Origin of the sequence: Brevundimonas sp. P7753 (assembly GCF_013386595.1) — a bacterium.
In the GTDB taxonomy this organism is placed as follows: Bacteria; Pseudomonadota; Alphaproteobacteria; order Caulobacterales; family Caulobacteraceae; genus Brevundimonas; species Brevundimonas bullata.
Map to the genome: position 1 here is coordinate 19,917 of NZ_JACARP010000002.1, position 16,268 is coordinate 36,184.

Consider the following 16,268-nt stretch of genomic DNA (forward strand, 5'->3'; position numbering starts at 1 on the left):
CGACTTCGTTGGTTACGAAGAAGCCGCGTCTTCCCAAATCGTTCCGGTCTTGATGGCCCGCCGCAAAGCATCGCGCTCGGCTTTCACCAGGGTGAAGGCCGAGTTATCGAACGCCTGATGGGCGCCCGACTTTGCTGACGCCAGCGCCTGCTCCAACGCCGCTACGCGGGTCAGAGCGTCAAACGCCTGCGACCACCGGGTCCTCGCCTCGCCGAGGGGCTTGTCTGCAGCCAGGAATGGCGCGCCGGACTTTGCCGCCGCCTTCTCGACCTCGTGCATCAAGGCATCATGACCCGAGTGGGCCAGATGGCGTCGGATCGCGGCAGAGTCAAGGCTCTGACCGCCAAACCGCAACCGAACCAGTTCCTGCGCCAGCCCATCCAGCGCCGGATCGCCGAAACCATGGCGGGCGATGGCCTCCAGATGGTCGTCCATTCGCTCAGGGTCATCGACCGCGCCGTGGGCCAGGGCCGCCGCCACCGGCTCGATGGAGCGCGACAGGGCGTGCATGGCCTGGGCGCCCTCGGCCGTCTGGCCCAGCTTGGGCGGCGGGCCGCGCCAGCGTCCGCCCATCCCGCCACCTGGGCCCGGTCGCCCCCCGCCCTGCTGATAGGGCTGACCCTGCTGTTGCTGCTGGCGCGGGAACAGGGCGTCGAAACGCTCGAACAGGTCGCGGCGGTATTGCTCGGCCAGGTCCTTGTCCTGAATGGCCGAGGCCGCCTGACGCAGCCGCCCCTTCAGCCCCGCCTTGCGCTCGGGCGTGTCCAGAGGCTCGGCCTCGGCCTCGCGGCGGAACAGGACCTCGACGAAGGGCCGTGTCTCGCTGACGGCGTGGCGCAGGGCGGGCGCCCCCTTGTCGCGCAGGATGTCGTCCGGGTCCTGCCCCGCCTCCAGCAGGGCGAAGCGGAAGGACCGCCCCGACTTCAGCAGGGGCAGCGACCGCTCGATCGAACGATAGGCGGCCCGCAGCCCCGCCGCGTCGCCGTCAAAGCAGAGCACCGGCTCGGCCGAGACCCGCCAAAGGCGCTCCATCTGCTCTTCGGTCAGGGCCGTGCCCATAGGCGCCACAGCCGGCAGGCCAGCGCGCTGGCAGGCGATGACGTCCATATAGCCTTCGACGACGATGATCCCCTGCTCGCCCCGGCTCTCGGCCCCCAGGATGCGGCGCGCCTCGGGCAGGCCGTAGAGGGTGGCGCCCTTGTGAAACAGCAGACTTTCCGGCCCGTTCAGATACTTGGCCCGGTCGTCGGGGTTCATGGCCCGCCCGCCGAAGCTGACGATCCGCCCGCGCGCGTCCAGAATGGGGAACATCAGCCGGTCGCGGAACCGATCATAGGGCTGACCGCCGCTTTCCGGCGAGATCAGCATCCCGGCCTCGACCAGATCGCCGGGCCGCGCCCCGCGCTGGATCAGGGCGTTCTTCAGGCCCTCGCGGTCGTTAGGCGCATAGCCCAGGCCAAAACGCTCCCACTGGTCCTCGGGCAGGCCGCGCTTTTCCAGATATTCGCGCGCCGCCTTGCCGACCGAGCGGCGCAGATTGGCGGCGAACCACTTCTGGGCCAGGTCCATCCAGTCGGTCAGGCCCTGCTTCTTGGCCTCGCGCTCGGCCGACTGCGGGTCCTCCGCGGGCAGTTGCATCCCCGCCTCGCCCGCCAACCGCTGCACCGCCTCGACAAAGCTGAGACGCTCGGTTTCCTGCAGGAAGCTGATGATGTCGCCGTGCTTGCCGGAGCTGAAATCGTGGAAGAAGCCCTTGTCGTCATTGACGAAGAAGCTGGGCGACCGCTCCTTGGAGAAGGGGCTGAGCCCCACATACTCGCGCCCCTGACGCTTGAGTTTCACCGTCCGTCCGATGACATCGGACGGGCGAAGGCGGGCCTTCAGTTCTTCAAGAAAACGATCGTCGAAACGCACGATCCCAGACACTCCGGCGCGACGGCGAGGGGAAGGGCCGCCGCACCCTCAGACATGGGCATCCCCGGTTCTGTTTTCCACAGCCTGTGAAGATCGAGGAGAAGTCCGTCGCTTGCGGGCGCAGATCTATTTCCACACCTCGCCCGTCCGCCCCAGGGCCTCGCCCAGGTCATAGACGGCCTGCATCGACTCTTGGCTGAAATCGAGGCTGTCGGCGCCGTCGAAATCCTCGGGGATGGCGGCGACGTGGAATTCCAGTCCGTTGCGGCTGGCGAAGGCGCGGTTAGCGGCGAGGGTGGCGCGCAGCTGGCCGCCCAGCACCGCGTCCAGGCTGCGGGTCAGCACCGGAATGGCGGCGTCGCGGGTGACGGCGAAGCGCGGCGCGTCCTTGCCGTTGACCACGACGTGCAGACGCGCGCCCTGAAACACCCCGGCCACGTCGTCCCAGTTCCACATGATCTGCGGCAGGGCCACGAAGGGGTTCATCACCCCGCCGTCGACGTGCATCTCCTCGAACACCGCGCCGCGCCCCTGGGAGCGGATCATGACCGGCGGAAAGGCGCCGGGAATGCTGGCCGAGGCGATCAGGACGTCGCGGAACAGGGCCAGGGCCTCCGGCCCGCCGCGCTCGGCGATGGCGCCCATGTTCCAGATGACGCCGCGCTGGGCGTCCAGATCGGTGGTGGCGACCAGCAGCAGCCGCCCCTTGGCGTGTTCGGCGGCGACCTCGGTCAACATCGCCTGGTCCACATTGCTCTCGACCAGTTCACGCAGGGGTTCGCCGCTGAACACGCCCGATCCGATCAGGGCGCGCACGCCCCGGCTTTTCAGCAACCCGGTCGCCTGCCCGCCGGTATAGGCCTCCTTCAGCCGCCCATCCCAGCGTGGGCCGAGGAAGACGAAGGGCGCGGCCAGGGCGCCGGTCGAGACCCCGGTCACGACCTCGAAATCCGGGCGCTTGCCGCTGGCGGTCCAGCCGTTGATCAGACCGGCGGTGAAGGCCCCGTTGGCGCCGCCGCCGGACAGGGCGATCAGGTCGAAATGACCGTCCGGTCCCTTGGGCACGCCCTCGCCCAGCTGCTGTTCGATCTTCTGCGCCGCCGCCTCGTCCTCGACGGAGAAGCGGACGTTGGGAAAGCCCACGGGCGAGGCCGCGTCGCGTTCGGTCAGGCCGAAGTCGCTGCGCGCCCCGCTGGCGCAGGCCGACAACAGCAGACCGGCGCTCAGGACGGCGGCGACCGTCCGCATCAGGCTGAAACTCATAAGCGTTCTCCAGGGCGCGCCACCTTAGCCGCTTTCCGTGACAACAGGAAAAGCCCCGCCTCGACAAAACCCCGTTAGGCTTTGGTTAACCAAGAAGGCCGCTTCGGACGCGCCATCGTCCGAATGCGGACCCAATCCCGCGCGACAACACCATTATCCACAGCCTGTGGATGAATATACTTTCAAGGACCGTCCATGTTCATCGCCATCGCCCGCCCGGCGGTGGAGCCCCAAGGCCCCGACGCCGTCGCCGTCCCCGGCTCCCCCGCTGTTCCGTTCCTGACGCCCCGCGCCCTGCATGCGCGCCTGCTGGACAACGCCGCCGCGCGCCGTCGCCGCGGACTGGAGCGAAAGCAGGCCCGCCGCGCCGACGACGCCGCCTACTGGATCTCGGCGGCGCCCATGGCGGTGCAAAAGGCCTGCGCCCTGCGCCAGGCTGATTTCGTCGCCCTGCCCTGAGGTCTGACGTCTGGGTGTTCGACCTTGGTCTAAGGCCCCGGACCATCCGCAACTGGCGGCTTTACAGAAATATTCAGAGATCGGGCGCAGACCCAAAGAACGTCCTTCTCCGAGTTTTCCATGCCTGACGCCGCCGCCCCGCACACCGCCTTCCTTCGCCCCATGCTGGAACTGATGGCCGAGCATCTGGGCGGCGCCGTCATCCTGCACAGCGCGCCCACGGGAGAGATCCTGATGGCGGCCGGCGGCGTGCCGGGCCTGGCCTTTGACAACGCCGTCGGCGCTACGGCCGAGGACTATGTCGGACGGTTCGAGGTTTACGCCCAGGACGGGTCCGTCGCGAAACTGGAGGCCCTGCCCGTCGTTCGAGCCATGGCCACGGGACAGGCCGTCGTGGACGAAGTGTGGCTGTTGGGGGCAGGTGCGGACCCTGTGCCGGTCTTCGTCGATTCCTATCCGCTGAAGGACGACAACGGCGCCGTGATCGGCGTGATCGCCACCGCCACCGACCCCAAACGGTGGGCCATGCGCGCAGAGCGGCTGAAGCAGTCGATCTCGCTGCGCGATCGGTTCGTCAGAGACTGAGCCTCAGCGCAGTTCCGGCAGACGACGCATGACGGAGTCGCGCAGCTTGCGCCGCCGCTCAGCCGAGGATTTCGGGCGAATCCGTTCGCGATGCTCCATGCCGCCGCCCCAGCGCTCGTGCACGGCGGCGGCCAGCACCGGATGCCGGTCGTGCTGGTGGACGATGGGGCTGATGCTGTTGTCCGGGTTGACGATGCGGCCGTCGATGACCCGCAGGTCCTGGCTCGGCGTCAGACCCAAGGTCGCCACGCGGCCATAGTTGGGAACGATCTCGCCTTCGATCAGGCCCAGATGAACCGCCATGTTGCAGGCCGCCTGATCGGCCCCGAACGCCCCGCCGATCTCGGAACGCGGCACGGAGGCCAGCATCAGCAGGGTCCGGCAGAAACGCATCATGGCCTCGCGCGGCCCCATCACCGTGCCTACGCACAGGCAGGGCTTGTCGGCCAGGACGCGCGCCACCGCATCGCCGCCGACGCCGCGCAGATACTTCATGTTGAAGGCGTGGTCGGCCAGCACGCCGTCGGCGTATTCGTTGAAGAACTGCAGACCCTGCGGCTGAGGCTCGAACGGCGCGGCCTGGAAGACCACGTCACGCACATCGGTCAACAGGACGTTGCGCGACTGGGGCCGTTCGCTCATCAGCCGGTCAAAGGCGGCGAAGCGCGCCACGACCGGATGCGGCGCCCAACCCTCGACCGTCGCCGGCGCCACGGCCTCGATCCGGTTGTCGGCCAGGAAGGCCAGCAGGTCAGGGTCCTGATCCACGACCAGAACCACCGGACCGTCGAACACCGCCCGCAGCGAGCGCACGAAGATCGCCACGTCGGCGGCGTCATAGCCCGTGGCGTAGCCCAGGATCAGATCATCCGCCGCCCCGGAGACAGCAGCTTCACGGTCGCCCAGCATCGCCACGGCGAGCCAGTCCAGATAGGCCGACTTCGCCACGGGCGCCGTCATCCTCAGGCGCTCATCGAGGCGGTGAAGCGATCAAACAGATAGAGGCTGTCGATCGGGCCCGACGAGGCTTCCGGGTGATGCTGGACGCTGAACACCGGCTGGCCCTTCAGGGCGATGCCGCAGTTGGTGCCGTCGAACAGGCTGACGTGGGTTTCCTCGACGGCGTCCGGCAGGCTGTCGCGGTCGACCGAGAACTCGTGGTTCATCGACACGATCTCGACCTTGCCCGTGGTCAGGTCCTTGACCGGGTGGTTGGCGCCGTGGTGGCCCTGATCCATCTTGATGGTCTTGGCGCCCAGGGCGATGGCCAGCATCTGATGGCCCAGGCAAATGCCCAGGATCGGCTTGCCGCTGGCGACCAGCTTCTGGATTTCCGGCACGGCGTAGGCGCCGGTCGCGGCCGGGTCGCCCGGACCGTTGGACAGGACCACGCCGTCAGGATTGCGGGCCAGGATGTCCTCAGCCGAGGTCGTCGCTGGCACCACGGTGATCTTGACGCCGGTCGAGGCCAGGGCGCGCAGGATGTTGCGCTTCACGCCGTAGTCGATGACCACCACCGACTTGGCGCCGGCTTCAGGCTTGGCGTAGCCGGTCGGCCAGTCCCAGACGCCCTCGGTCCAGTCGAAGGCCTGGGTCGTCGAGGCGTCCTTGGCCAGGTCCAGACCGACCAGGCCCTTCCAGTCGCGCGCCTGGGCCACCAAGGCGTCCAGGTCGAACTGGCCCTCGGGGTTGTGGGCGATGACAGCGTGCGGGGCGCCCTTGTCGCGGATGATCTTGGTCAGGGCGCGGGTGTCCACACCGGCCAGGCCGACCACGCCGCGCGTCTTCATCCAGCTGTCCAGGCTGCCGGTGGCGCGCCAGTTGGCGGGTTCGGTCGGAAAGTCGCGGAAGACGGCGCCGCGGGCCGCGCGCTCGGGCGAAGCGCCGATCTGCTCGACGTCTTCGTGGTTCACGCCGACGTTGCCGACGTGGGGGAAGGTGAAGGCCAGGATCTGGCTCATGTAGGAGGGGTCGGTCAGGATTTCCTGATAGCCCGTCATCGAGGTGTTGAAGACCACCTCGCCGAGGACCGAGCCGACGGCGCCGACGCCGATGCCTTGCAGGACGGTGCCGTCAGCGAGCGCGAGGACGCCAGTGGCGCCGGACAGAATCTGGGTCGTCATGGCGCAGGCTCCTAGCAATGAATACGGGCAGACAAACGGCGGCGTCACTAAAGAGATGCCGGGGCGGGGTCAACCGCCCTTGGGTCTTTAGGCCTTCTGGGTTTTACGCACCCAGATCCAGGCCAGGCTGGTCAGGGCGAAGAATCCGACGCTGGGCAGGATATAGCCGCCTGCCGCCGCCGCCACTGCAAAGGCCGAGAAGACCACGCCGACCACGGCCAGGGCGCGCCAACCGGCCTTCCGGGTCAGCTTCCACAGTGTCATCGAGCACAGGGCGTAAAGGCACAGCGTCAGCACCGAAGTCACGCCGATCAGGACGCCGAACTGCTGACCCAGGGTCGGCTGGGCGCTGGCGATGACCATGACGCTCATGATGACGCAGTTAAGGATGGGGTTGCTCAGGGGCGCCTTGCCCTTGTCGGCGCCGCCGAACCAGCGCGGCATCCAGCCCGCCTCGGCCGAGCCGCGCGCGGTTTCGCCCGCCAGCATGGTCCAGCCCGCAATGGTGCCCAGCACCTTGATCACGGCGCAGGCGGCGACCAGACCGGCCACGGACGACCCCATGACCCGCGCCACCAGATCGGCGTAGGGGCTGGTCGAATGGACCAGAACATCGGCGGGAATGACGCCGAAGACGGCGATGCTGGCGGCCACATAGACGATGAAGGCCAGAGCCACGCCGCCCAGCGAGGCGCGTCCCACGTCGACGGCGGGGTTCTTGACCAGGCTGGACAGGGCCGCGGCGCTCTCGACGCCCAGGAAGGCCCAGAAGATGATGGCCAGCGAGGCCGGCACCGTCTTCAACAGGGGTTGGTCGCCGGGGCTCCACGAGGCCGCGAAGGTGTCGCCGCTGAAGGCCATGGCCCCGGCGATGATGGCCAGGACGATAGGGATCAGACCGAGGCCCAGGGTGATGGCGCCGAACCGCGCCGCGGTCCGCGCTCCGCTCGCGTAGGCCGCCGTCGTCAGCCAGATCAGGGCCAGATTGCTGAGCGCCGCCCACAGGGGCTCTTTCAGCGCGGGAATGAAGAAGGCCAGATAGCCGGTACCCGCCACCGCCAGCGCCACGTTCCCGGCCAGGCAGGCGGCCCAGTAGGCCAGCCCCGTCTGATAGCCGATGAAGCGGCCCATGCCGCGCCGGGTGAAGTCCGACAGACCGTCGGCGTCCGGCTGCATCCGGCCCAGACCGCCGAACACCAGGGCCAGGGTCACGGCGCCCAGGCCGCAGATCAGCCAGCCGATAATGCTGGAACTGCCCGTCGGCGCCAGGGTCGCAGGCAGCAGATAGACGCCCGAACCGATCATATTGCCGGCCACCACCAGGGCGGCGAGCGCCCAGCCAATGCGGTGCGGCGGGTCGGGCAGGATTTCCGTCTGGGTCATGCCCGCCCTTTACGCGGGAATTCTCGCCCCGTCCCATGCGAATACGCCGCCGCTGTCAGCGGGCGTCAGACCCTCGATCACCGTCAGCAGGCTGGCCGCGGAAAAGGCCGGGGAGAACAGCTTCTCCGGCTTGACCCCGCGCTGGAAGGGCGCGCTCAGGGGCGTGTCCACCGTCCCCGGATGCAGGCCCGCGACCACCGCCTGCGGATGGGTGCGCGCCAGTTCCACCGACAGGGTCTTCAGGATCATGTTCAGCGCCGCCTTGGACGCGCGATAGCTGTGCCAGCCGCCCAGCCGGTTGTCGCTGATGGAGCCGACCCGCGCCGACAGGGCCGCGAACACCGCCCGCTGATCGCGCGGCAGCAGAGGCAGGAAGTGGCGGGCCGCCAGCGCCGGGCCTACGGCGTTGATCCGGTAGTCGCGCATCAGATGCTCCGCCGACAGCTCGCGCCAGCTGCGTTCGGGCGTCTGACCGGAGTGCAGCACCCCGGTCGCCAGCACGATCAGGCTCGGCGTCGGACCTTCGGCGATGCGCGCGGCGGCGGCGGCCATGCCGGCCTCGTCCTCCAGATCGAGAAGACCGTGCGTCACGCCGTCGATGGGCGCGACCGGCGTGCGCGACAGGCCATGCACCACGCGGTCGCCCGCCTGCCCCAGTTGCTGCGCCAGCGCCCGTCCAACGCCGCCCGACACGCCGATGATGATCGCCGAACCCTGCGTCATGGCTTTTGCTCTCCCTTGTCGTGCGGAAATACGTGGCTGAAGCGTCTCTGGACCGATCACGCCCTACCCTCGCCATCAGCGCGGGTTTAGGAAGCGGCTAGCCCCCGCCTCACCCTGGACGCCCCATGACCATCACCACGGTCGGCCTCGATGCCGACGACACCCTCTGGCACAACGAGACCATCTTCCGCCTGAGCCAGAAGCGGTTCGTGGACCTGCTGGCCGATCACGCCGACGAGCCGGTGATGATGGAGCGCCTGTCGGTGGTCGAGCGGCGCAACCTGCGTCTCTATGGCTATGGGGTGAAGGGCTTCACCCTGTCGATGCTGGAGACGGCGATGGAGCTGTGCGACGGCGCCGCGCCGCCCCACATCATCCGCGAGATCCTGGCCGCCGGTCGCGAAATGCTGACCCACCCGGTCGAGACCCTGCCGGGCGTCGACGAAGCCCTGGCCGAGCTGTCGGAGAAGTATCGCCTGGTCCTGATCACCAAGGGCGACCTGATGGATCAGGAACGCAAGCTGGCGGCGTCCGGCCTGGGCGAGTTGTTCGCCGCGGTCGAGATCGTGTCCGAGAAGGAACGCTCGACCTATGACCGCATCTTCGCCCGCCACGGCACCGGCGCGGCCGAGGCCGTCATGGCCGGCAACTCGATGAAGTCCGACGTCCTGCCCGCGCTGGAAGCCGGCGCCTTCGCCTGCCACATCCCCTACGAGATCACCTGGGCCCACGAACTGGCCGACGCCCCGGAAAACCACCCCCGCTACGTCTCGCTCAGCCGCATCGCCGAACTTCCCGACTGGATCGCGGCGATCGACCGGGCGGAGTAAAATCCCCAGCCGCCTCATTCCGGCCCTTGCCGCCCCGCCCCCGCATCTCTAAACGGGCCGCTTAACCGACAACCTGAACGGATCGGTCGCGGGGGCTCGCCCTGCGTCCGGTTTCTTCGCGCGCGTGGAGCCCGCCGCTGACCAGTCATGAGGAAAAGGATGCTATGGTGCGCGCTGCTCTGGCCGAGCAGGGCGACAGCGGGATCACCCCGCGCCATACGCTGTTCTATTTCTATGGCGACGGTGACCACGGCGACCTCAACGAGGTGGCTCGCCGCGCCGGGTTTCTGACGCGGGGCCAGGACGACATGACCGTCCTGGAGACCACCATAGCGGTCGACGAGGCGTCGTTTTCGCCTGTGTCGGCCATGATGCAATCCTGGGCCGCGGCCTTCCAGCTCGACTACGACGGCTGGGAGTGCGCGGTCGTGACGAACTGAGTAGCAGCCGATGCCCAAGCGCACAGACATCCAGTCCATCCTGATCATCGGCGCCGGCCCGATCGTCATCGGCCAGGCGTGTGAGTTCGACTATTCTGGGGTTCAGGCCTGCAAGGCGTTGAAGGCCGAGGGCTACCGGGTCATCCTGGTCAACTCGAACCCCGCCACCATCATGACCGACCCGGAGGTGGCTGACGCCACCTACATCGAGCCGATCACGCCCGAGATCGTCGAGAAGATCATCGCCAAGGAGCGCCCCGACGCCCTGCTGCCGACCATGGGCGGCCAGACCGCGCTGAACACGGCCCTGGCCCTGAACGCCTCGGGCGCCCTGGCCAAGTACGGCGTCGAGATGATCGGGGCCAAGGCCGAGGTCATCGACAAGGCCGAGGACCGTCAGAAATTCCGCGACGCCATGGACAAGCTGGGTCTGGAAAGCCCCCGCAGCCGCGCTGTCCACCACATTGAAGAAGCCGACGACGCCCTGGCCTTCGTGGGCCTGCCCGCCATCATCCGCCCGTCCTTCACCCTGGCCGGCACCGGCGGCGGCATCGCCTATAATATCGAAGAGTTCCACGAGATCGTGGAGCGCGGTCTGGACCTGTCGCCGACCACCGAGGTCCTGATCGAAGAGTCGGTGCTGGGCTGGAAGGAATACGAGATGGAGGTGGTCCGCGACACGGCGGACAACTGCATCATCATCTGCTCGATCGAGAACATCGACCCGATGGGCGTCCACACCGGCGACAGCATCACCGTCGCCCCGGCCCTGACGCTGACCGACAAAGAATATCAGCTGATGCGGACGGGTTCGATCAACGTCCTGCGCGAGATCGGCGTCGAGACGGGCGGATCGAACGTCCAGTGGGCGATCAACCCGGCCGACGGCCGCATGGTCGTGATCGAGATGAACCCGCGCGTGTCGCGTTCCTCGGCCCTGGCGTCCAAGGCCACCGGCTTCCCCATCGCCAAGGTCGCCGCTCGTCTGGCCGTCGGCTACACCCTGGACGAGCTTCAGAACGACATCACCATGGTGACGCCGGCCAGCTTCGAGCCGAGCATCGACTATGTCGTCACCAAGATCCCGCGCTTCGCGTTTGAAAAATATCCGGGCTCGGAGCCGCACCTGACCACGGCCATGAAGTCGGTCGGCGAGGTCATGGCCATCGGCCGCACCTTCCAGGAATCGATGCAGAAGGCCCTGCGCGGTCTGGAAACCGGCCTGAACGGCTTTGACGAGATCGAGATCGAAGGCGTGGCCGACGCCGAGGACGACGCCAGCGCCCGCGCCGCCGTCATCCGCGCCCTGGGCCAGCCGACGCCCGACCGCATCCGCGTCATCGCCCAGGCCTTCCGTCACGGCCTGACGGTCGAGGAGGTCAACGCCGCCTGTTCCTACGAGCCCTGGTTCCTGCGTCAGATCGCCGACCTGATCCGCACCGAGGGCCACGTCCGCGTCCAGGGCCTGCCCGCGACCGACGCTGATTTCCGCAAGCTGAAGGCCAAGGGCTTCTCCGACGCCCGTCTGGCGACCCTGACCGGCAAGACCGAGGTCCAGGTCCGCAAGGCCCGCCGCGCCCTGAACGTCCGCCCGGTGTTCAAGCGCATCGACACCTGCGCCGCCGAGTTCGCCTCGGCCACGGCCTATATGTATTCGACCTATGAGAGCGGCGCCCTGGGCCAGGTCCCCGAGTGCGAGGCCGCGCCGTCGGACAAGAAGAAAGCCATCATCCTCGGCGGCGGTCCCAACCGCATCGGTCAGGGCATCGAGTTCGACTACTGCTGCTGCCACGCGGCCTTCGCCTTTGCCGACATCGGCGTCGAGTCGATCATGGTCAACTGCAACCCCGAGACCGTCTCGACCGACTACGACACCTCGGACCGCCTCTATTTCGAGCCTCTGACCGAAGAGGACGTGCTGGAGTTGATCGACGTCGAGCGCTCGAACGGCGATCTGATCGGCGTCGTGGTGCAGTTCGGCGGTCAGACCCCGCTGAAGCTGGCCCACGCCCTGCAAGAGGACGGCGTGCCGATCCTGGGCACATCCGTCGACAGCATCGACCTGGCCGAGGACCGCGAGCGCTTCCAGCAGATGCTGGAGGCCATCGGCCTGAAGCAGCCCCCGAACGGCCTGGCCCGCTCGGCCGAGGAAGCCGCGCAGAAGGCTGAGGAGGTCGGCTATCCCGTCGTGCTGCGCCCCTCCTATGTCCTGGGCGGCCGCGGCATGATGATCGTCCACGACCGCGAGCAGCTGGACCGCTATGTCGGCGAGGCCATGCGCGTGTCGGGCAGCGATCCGGTCCTGATCGACCACTATCTGAACCGCGCCACCGAGGTGGACGTCGACGCCCTGTGCGACGACGAGACCGTCTTCGTCGCCGGCGTGCTGGAGCATATCGAGGAAGCCGGCGTCCACTCGGGCGACAGCGCCTGCTCCATGCCGCCCTTCTCGCTGCGTCCCGAGATCGTGGCCGAGCTGAAGCGCCAGACCGCCGCCATGGCCAAGGCCCTGAAGGTTCGCGGCCTGATGAACGTGCAGTTCGCCATCGAAGAGCCGCATAGCGAGAACCCGCGCATCTTCGTGCTGGAAGTGAACCCGCGCGCCAGCCGCACGGCGCCTTTCGTGGCCAAGACCATCGGCCAGCCCATCGCCTCCATCGCCGCCAAGGTCATGGCCGGCGTGCCGCTGGCCTCCTTCGGTCTGGTCGATCACGAGCTGGACCACATCGCGGTCAAGGAAGCCGTCTTCCCGTTCGCGCGCTTCGCCGGGGTCGACACGATCCTGGGCCCGGAAATGCGTTCGACCGGCGAGGTCATGGGCCTGGACTGGAAGCGTGAAGGCGAGGCCGACCTGGCCCCCGCCTTCGCACGCGCCTTCGCCAAGTCGCAGATCGGCGGCGGGACCGTCCTGCCGACCGAGGGCTGCGCCTTCGTCTCGGTCAAGGAAGCCGACAAGCCCTTCATCGTCGAGGCCGTCCGCTCGCTGCTGGAACAGGGCTTCTCGGTGATCGCCACCTCGGGCACCCACGACTACCTGAAGGCCCAGGGCCTGGAGGTCGGTCTGGTCAAGAAGGTGCTGGAAGGCCGTCCGAACATCGTCGACGCGATGAAGAACGGCGAGGTCCAGCTGGTCTTCAACACCACCGACGGCAAGCAGGCCCTGGCCGACAGCTTCTCCATCCGCCGCACGGCCCTGATGATGAAGATCCCCTACTACACCACCGCCGCCGGCTCGCTGGCCGCAGCGCAAGGGATCGCCGCCATCCGCGCCGGCGAACTGGATGTCCGCCCGGTGCAGTCCTACAACTGAGCCTCGGTCCGGTTCTGAAACGGCCCCCGGCGAGCGATCGTCGGGGGCTTTTTTCATGCCCCATATCTCCCGCTCATCCCGGCGGACGCCGGGATCCAGTAAGAGCCCCGCACACAACCCCGCCCTCTGAGCCCAAAGCCAAAGGACTGGATCCCGGCGTCCGCCGGGATGAGCGGGATTAGAGAGATATCCGAAAACATCATGCTTCCCGCGCTCATCCTCCTCTCCCTCGCCAACCTCGTCGCCTTCAGCCTGTTCGCCGTCGACAAGGCGCGAGCGCGGGCGGGCGGGCGGCGCATCCCCGAACGCACCCTGCTGCTCGCCGCCCTGTTCGGCGCCCTCGGCGCCGGGCTGGGCCAGCGGCTGTTGCGCCACAAGACGCGCAAACAGCCCTTCGCCGCCTGGCTGGGTCTGATCCTGACGCTCCACGCCTTCGCCCTGCTGGCGGTCGCCATCCTCATCTGGCGGGCCTAGCTCCTAAGCTCGGCGCTTGCCGCAGAGGCCCGGATGTCCAAACATGGCGGGGCTGACATCCACAGGCCGATCCTGTGCGTAAGGGGTGCGTCATGATCATCGTCCATCACCTGAACAACTCCCGCTCGCAGCGCGTGCTCTGGCTGCTGGAGGAACTGGGCCTGCCCTATGAGGTCAAGCGCTATGAGCGCAATCCGGCCACCATGCTGGCCCCGCCCGAGCTGAGAGCCGTCCATCCCCTGGGCAAGTCCCCGGTGCTGGACGACGGCGACGTGCGCGTGGCCGAAACCGGGGCCATCGTCGAATACTTGCTGGACGCGCACGATCCCGAGGGACGGCTGCGTCCGGCGCGCGGCACGGCGGACGGGCGGCGCTTCAGCTATTGGATGCACTATGCAGAGGGCTCGGCCATGCCGCCGCTGCTGCTTAAGCTGGTCTTCGCCCAGATGCCCAGGCGCGCGCCGGGTCTGGCCCGCCCCCTCGTCAAGGGCATCGCCGCCAAGGCGCAGGCCAGCTTCATCGACCCGCAGCTCAAGGCCCACGCCGACTGGCAGGAGGCTGAACTGGCCGCCACCGGCTGGTTCGCCGGGCCGTCGTTCAGCGCCGCCGACATCATGATGAGCTTCCCGCTGGAGGCCGCCGCCAGCCGGGCCGTCGACCTGTCCGCCTATCCCAACATCGCCCGCTTCCTGCAGGCCATCCACGCCCGCCCGGCGTGGAAACGCGCGCTGGAGCGGGGCGGTGAATACGCCTATGCCTGATCGTCAGGTTCCGCGATCACGGCTTCGCGAGCCCGCAACCCCCGTCAGACGACGACGTTTACGAGCCCATGCGCCTTTCAGTTATTCAAGTCATCGCGGCCCTGTCCGCCGCCATCTGCGTCATCATCGCCTTCATCGCCGCAGGGGCGGGACTGATCTCGGGCTTCTTCATGCTGCTGGCGATGGCGGCGCTGGGCTTTATCGCCTGGACCGCGATCCGCCGAGCCATGGGCCAGACCAAGCCCTGATCCGTCCTGCCGATCATGCTCTTGAGTTTGGCGAAAGGGCGCCCTACCCTCTTTGGCCGATCACGCGCGCCCCGTGATCGTGACTGTGCTGATTATACGTCTCTCCTTAGTCTCCGGGCGAAACAAGAAACTCACGACACAATGGAAAAAGTGCCGATGACGGCCGAGGGCTACCGTGTCCTCGACGAGCAACTGAAGCAATTGAAGCAGGTCGAACGACCCAGCGTCATCGCCGCCATCTCTGAGGCGCGCGAGCACGGCGACCTGTCTGAAAACGCCGAGTATCACGCCGCCAAAGAACGTCAGGGCTGGATCGAAGGCTCGATCGCCGACATCGAGGACAAGCTGTCGCGCGCCCAGGTGATCGACGTGTCCAAGCTGTCGGGCGACCAGGTCAAGTTCGGCGCCACCGTCACCTTCGTGGACGAGGACACCGAGGAAGAGGGCGTCTATCAGATCGTCGGCGAACACGAAGCCGACGTGAAGCTGGGCAAGATCTCCATCGCCTCGCCGATCGCCCGCGCCCTGATTTCCAAGGAAATCGGCGACGTGGTCGAGGTCAACACGCCCGGCGGCGTGAAGGCCTATGAGATCCTCAAGGTCGAGTGGAAGTAACATCGACCTTCTCCCTCCCCTTCATGGGGAGGGTGGCTGAGCCGAAGGCGAGGCCGGGTGGGGGCGGCGCGGCAAATCAGCCGCCACACCTATATCGCCCGGCCCTCCCCACCCGGTCGCTGCGCGACCACCCTCCCCATGAAGGGGAGGGAGATCAATGATCTCGCCTCTGTCCATCTGGGTCGTCTCCGACGGCCGCGCCGGCATCCAGAACCAGGCCCTGGGCCTGGCCGAGGCCGTGGCCCGGCTGACCCCCGCCGACATCGCCATCAAGGCCGTCCGCTGGCGGCCGATGTTCGACCGCTGGCCGTCGGGTCTGAAGACACCGGCCATGCTAGCGCCGGGCTCCTTCGATCCCCGCGCTGTCGCCGAATGGCCTGACCTGTGGATCGCCACCGGGCGCGCCAGCCTGCCCCTGTCGGCCAGGGTGCGCGACTGGAGCGGCGGCAAGACCTTTACCGTCCAGACCCAAGACCCGCGCTGGAAGAACAGCGCCTACGACCTGATCGTCGCCCCGGCCCATGACGGCCTGGCGGGCGACAATGTCGTCGAGATCATCGGCTCTCCGCACCGCATCACGCCCTCGAAGCTGGCCGAGGCCGCGCTGGCCTTTGCCGACCGCATCGCCCCCCTGCCCCGTCCCCGCGTCGCCGTCATGATCGGCGGCAGGTCCAAGGCCTTCGACCTGACGCCCGCCCACGCCGCCGATCTGGCCGAGAAGATCAAGGCGGCGGTTCAGGCGGCTAAGGGATCGCTGCTGCTGACCTTTTCACGCCGCACGCCGGACGCCGCCCAGGCGGTGATGACCGAGCGGCTGTCGGCCCTGCCGGGGTGGATCTGGGACGGGAGCGGCGCCAACCCCCTGTTCGCCATGCTGGACGCCGCCGACCACATCCTCGTCACCGAGGACAGCGCCAATATGGCGACCGAAGCCGCCTCGACCGGCAAGCCGGTCCATGTGCTGCCCATGATCCCGCTGAAGCCTGCGGGCAAGTTCGCCCGCCTGCACGCCGATCTGGCCGCCCATGGCGCAGCGCGGCCCTTTGACGGGACGCTGGAAGGCTGGGCCTATGCCCCACTCAACGAGACCGAGCGCGCGGCGCGCGCCGTGCTGGAGGCCATGGCCGCGCGCGGCTGATC

Annotated in this window: 16 protein-coding genes; 10 read left to right on the forward strand and 6 right to left on the reverse strand. The window is 67.9% G+C overall.

Going from position 1 to position 16,268, the window contains the following annotated elements; all coding sequences use genetic code 11:
* Window positions 1–12: 12 nt before the first annotated feature.
* Together dnaG and HX774_RS00370 are read right to left on the reverse strand one after the other, a co-directional pair.
* A complete protein-coding gene (gene dnaG, locus HX774_RS00365; protein WP_178823245.1) occupies window positions 13–1,914 on the reverse strand; it encodes a DNA primase in 1,902 nt (633 codons plus the stop codon).
* Window positions 1,915–2,040: 126 nt separating this feature from the next.
* Window positions 2,041–3,177 carry a patatin-like phospholipase family protein gene (locus HX774_RS00370; RefSeq protein WP_255499802.1) on the reverse strand — a complete coding sequence of 379 codons (1,137 nt, stop codon included), beginning with the start codon at window positions 3,175–3,177 and terminating at the stop codon, window positions 2,041–2,043.
* A 195-nt stretch (window positions 3,178–3,372) separates the two neighbouring features.
* Here HX774_RS00370 and HX774_RS00375 point away from each other — a divergent pair, with 195 nt between their 5' ends.
* On the forward strand, window positions 3,373–3,636 hold the full coding sequence (locus HX774_RS00375) for a hypothetical protein (protein WP_178823247.1): 264 nt from the start codon (window positions 3,373–3,375) through the stop codon (window positions 3,634–3,636).
* Window positions 3,637–3,756: 120 nt separating this feature from the next.
* Window positions 3,757–4,221 carry a PAS domain-containing protein gene (locus HX774_RS00380; RefSeq protein WP_178823249.1) on the forward strand — a complete coding sequence of 155 codons (465 nt, stop codon included), beginning with the start codon at window positions 3,757–3,759 and terminating at the stop codon, window positions 4,219–4,221.
* Window positions 4,222–4,224: 3 nt separating this feature from the next.
* On the opposite strand, the gene HX774_RS00385 is transcribed toward HX774_RS00380, so the two are convergent.
* From HX774_RS00385 to HX774_RS00400, 4 genes are all read right to left on the reverse strand, one after another.
* The gene (locus HX774_RS00385) at window positions 4,225–5,181 is read right to left on the reverse strand and encodes a hypothetical protein (RefSeq protein WP_178823251.1); all 957 of its coding nucleotides are present in this window, start codon (window positions 5,179–5,181) and stop codon (window positions 4,225–4,227) included.
* Window positions 5,182–5,183: 2 nt separating this feature from the next.
* Window positions 5,184–6,344, reverse strand: coding sequence for a glutamine-hydrolyzing carbamoyl-phosphate synthase small subunit (gene carA / locus HX774_RS00390; protein ID WP_178823253.1), 1,161 nt, complete (start codon window positions 6,342–6,344; stop codon window positions 5,184–5,186).
* An 87-nt stretch (window positions 6,345–6,431) separates the two neighbouring features.
* Window positions 6,432–7,727 carry an amino acid permease gene (locus HX774_RS00395; protein WP_178823255.1) on the reverse strand — a complete coding sequence of 432 codons (1,296 nt, stop codon included), beginning with the start codon at window positions 7,725–7,727 and terminating at the stop codon, window positions 6,432–6,434.
* 9 nt (window positions 7,728–7,736) lie between these two features.
* Window positions 7,737–8,450 (reverse strand): SDR family NAD(P)-dependent oxidoreductase, encoded by a 714-nt coding sequence (locus HX774_RS00400; RefSeq protein ID WP_178823257.1) that lies wholly within the window; start codon window positions 8,448–8,450, stop codon window positions 7,737–7,739.
* 125 nt (window positions 8,451–8,575) lie between these two features.
* On the opposite strand from HX774_RS00400, the gene HX774_RS00405 reads away from it, so the two are divergent.
* The 8 genes from HX774_RS00405 to HX774_RS00440 all read left to right on the forward strand — a co-directional run bounded on the left by HX774_RS00405 (window position 8,576) and on the right by HX774_RS00440 (window position 16,266).
* Window positions 8,576–9,280 (forward strand): HAD family hydrolase, encoded by a 705-nt coding sequence (locus HX774_RS00405; RefSeq protein ID WP_178823259.1) that lies wholly within the window; start codon window positions 8,576–8,578, stop codon window positions 9,278–9,280.
* A 164-nt stretch (window positions 9,281–9,444) separates the two neighbouring features.
* Window positions 9,445–9,720, forward strand: coding sequence for a hypothetical protein (locus HX774_RS00410; RefSeq protein ID WP_178823261.1), 276 nt, complete (start codon window positions 9,445–9,447; stop codon window positions 9,718–9,720).
* Window positions 9,721–9,730: 10 nt separating this feature from the next.
* Window positions 9,731–13,030 carry a carbamoyl-phosphate synthase large subunit gene (gene carB, locus HX774_RS00415; protein WP_178823263.1) on the forward strand — a complete coding sequence of 1,100 codons (3,300 nt, stop codon included), beginning with the start codon at window positions 9,731–9,733 and terminating at the stop codon, window positions 13,028–13,030.
* A gap of 201 nt (window positions 13,031–13,231) precedes the next feature.
* Complete coding sequence (locus HX774_RS00420; RefSeq protein ID WP_218650186.1) at window positions 13,232–13,504, forward strand: DUF1294 domain-containing protein; 273 nt, start codon at window positions 13,232–13,234, stop codon at window positions 13,502–13,504.
* Between the two features lie 92 nt (window positions 13,505–13,596).
* On the forward strand, window positions 13,597–14,265 hold the full coding sequence (locus HX774_RS00425; RefSeq protein WP_178823267.1) for a glutathione S-transferase: 669 nt from the start codon (window positions 13,597–13,599) through the stop codon (window positions 14,263–14,265).
* A 68-nt stretch (window positions 14,266–14,333) separates the two neighbouring features.
* Window positions 14,334–14,513: a hypothetical protein gene (locus tag HX774_RS00430; protein WP_178823269.1), complete on the forward strand. Its 180-nt coding sequence runs from the start codon at window positions 14,334–14,336 to the stop codon at window positions 14,511–14,513.
* A 141-nt stretch (window positions 14,514–14,654) separates the two neighbouring features.
* The gene (gene greA / locus HX774_RS00435; RefSeq protein WP_114815802.1) at window positions 14,655–15,128 is read left to right on the forward strand and encodes a transcription elongation factor GreA; all 474 of its coding nucleotides are present in this window, start codon (window positions 14,655–14,657) and stop codon (window positions 15,126–15,128) included.
* Between the two features lie 157 nt (window positions 15,129–15,285).
* A complete protein-coding gene (locus tag HX774_RS00440; protein WP_178823271.1) occupies window positions 15,286–16,266 on the forward strand; it encodes a mitochondrial fission ELM1 family protein in 981 nt (326 codons plus the stop codon).
* Window positions 16,267–16,268 lie beyond the last annotated feature (2 nt).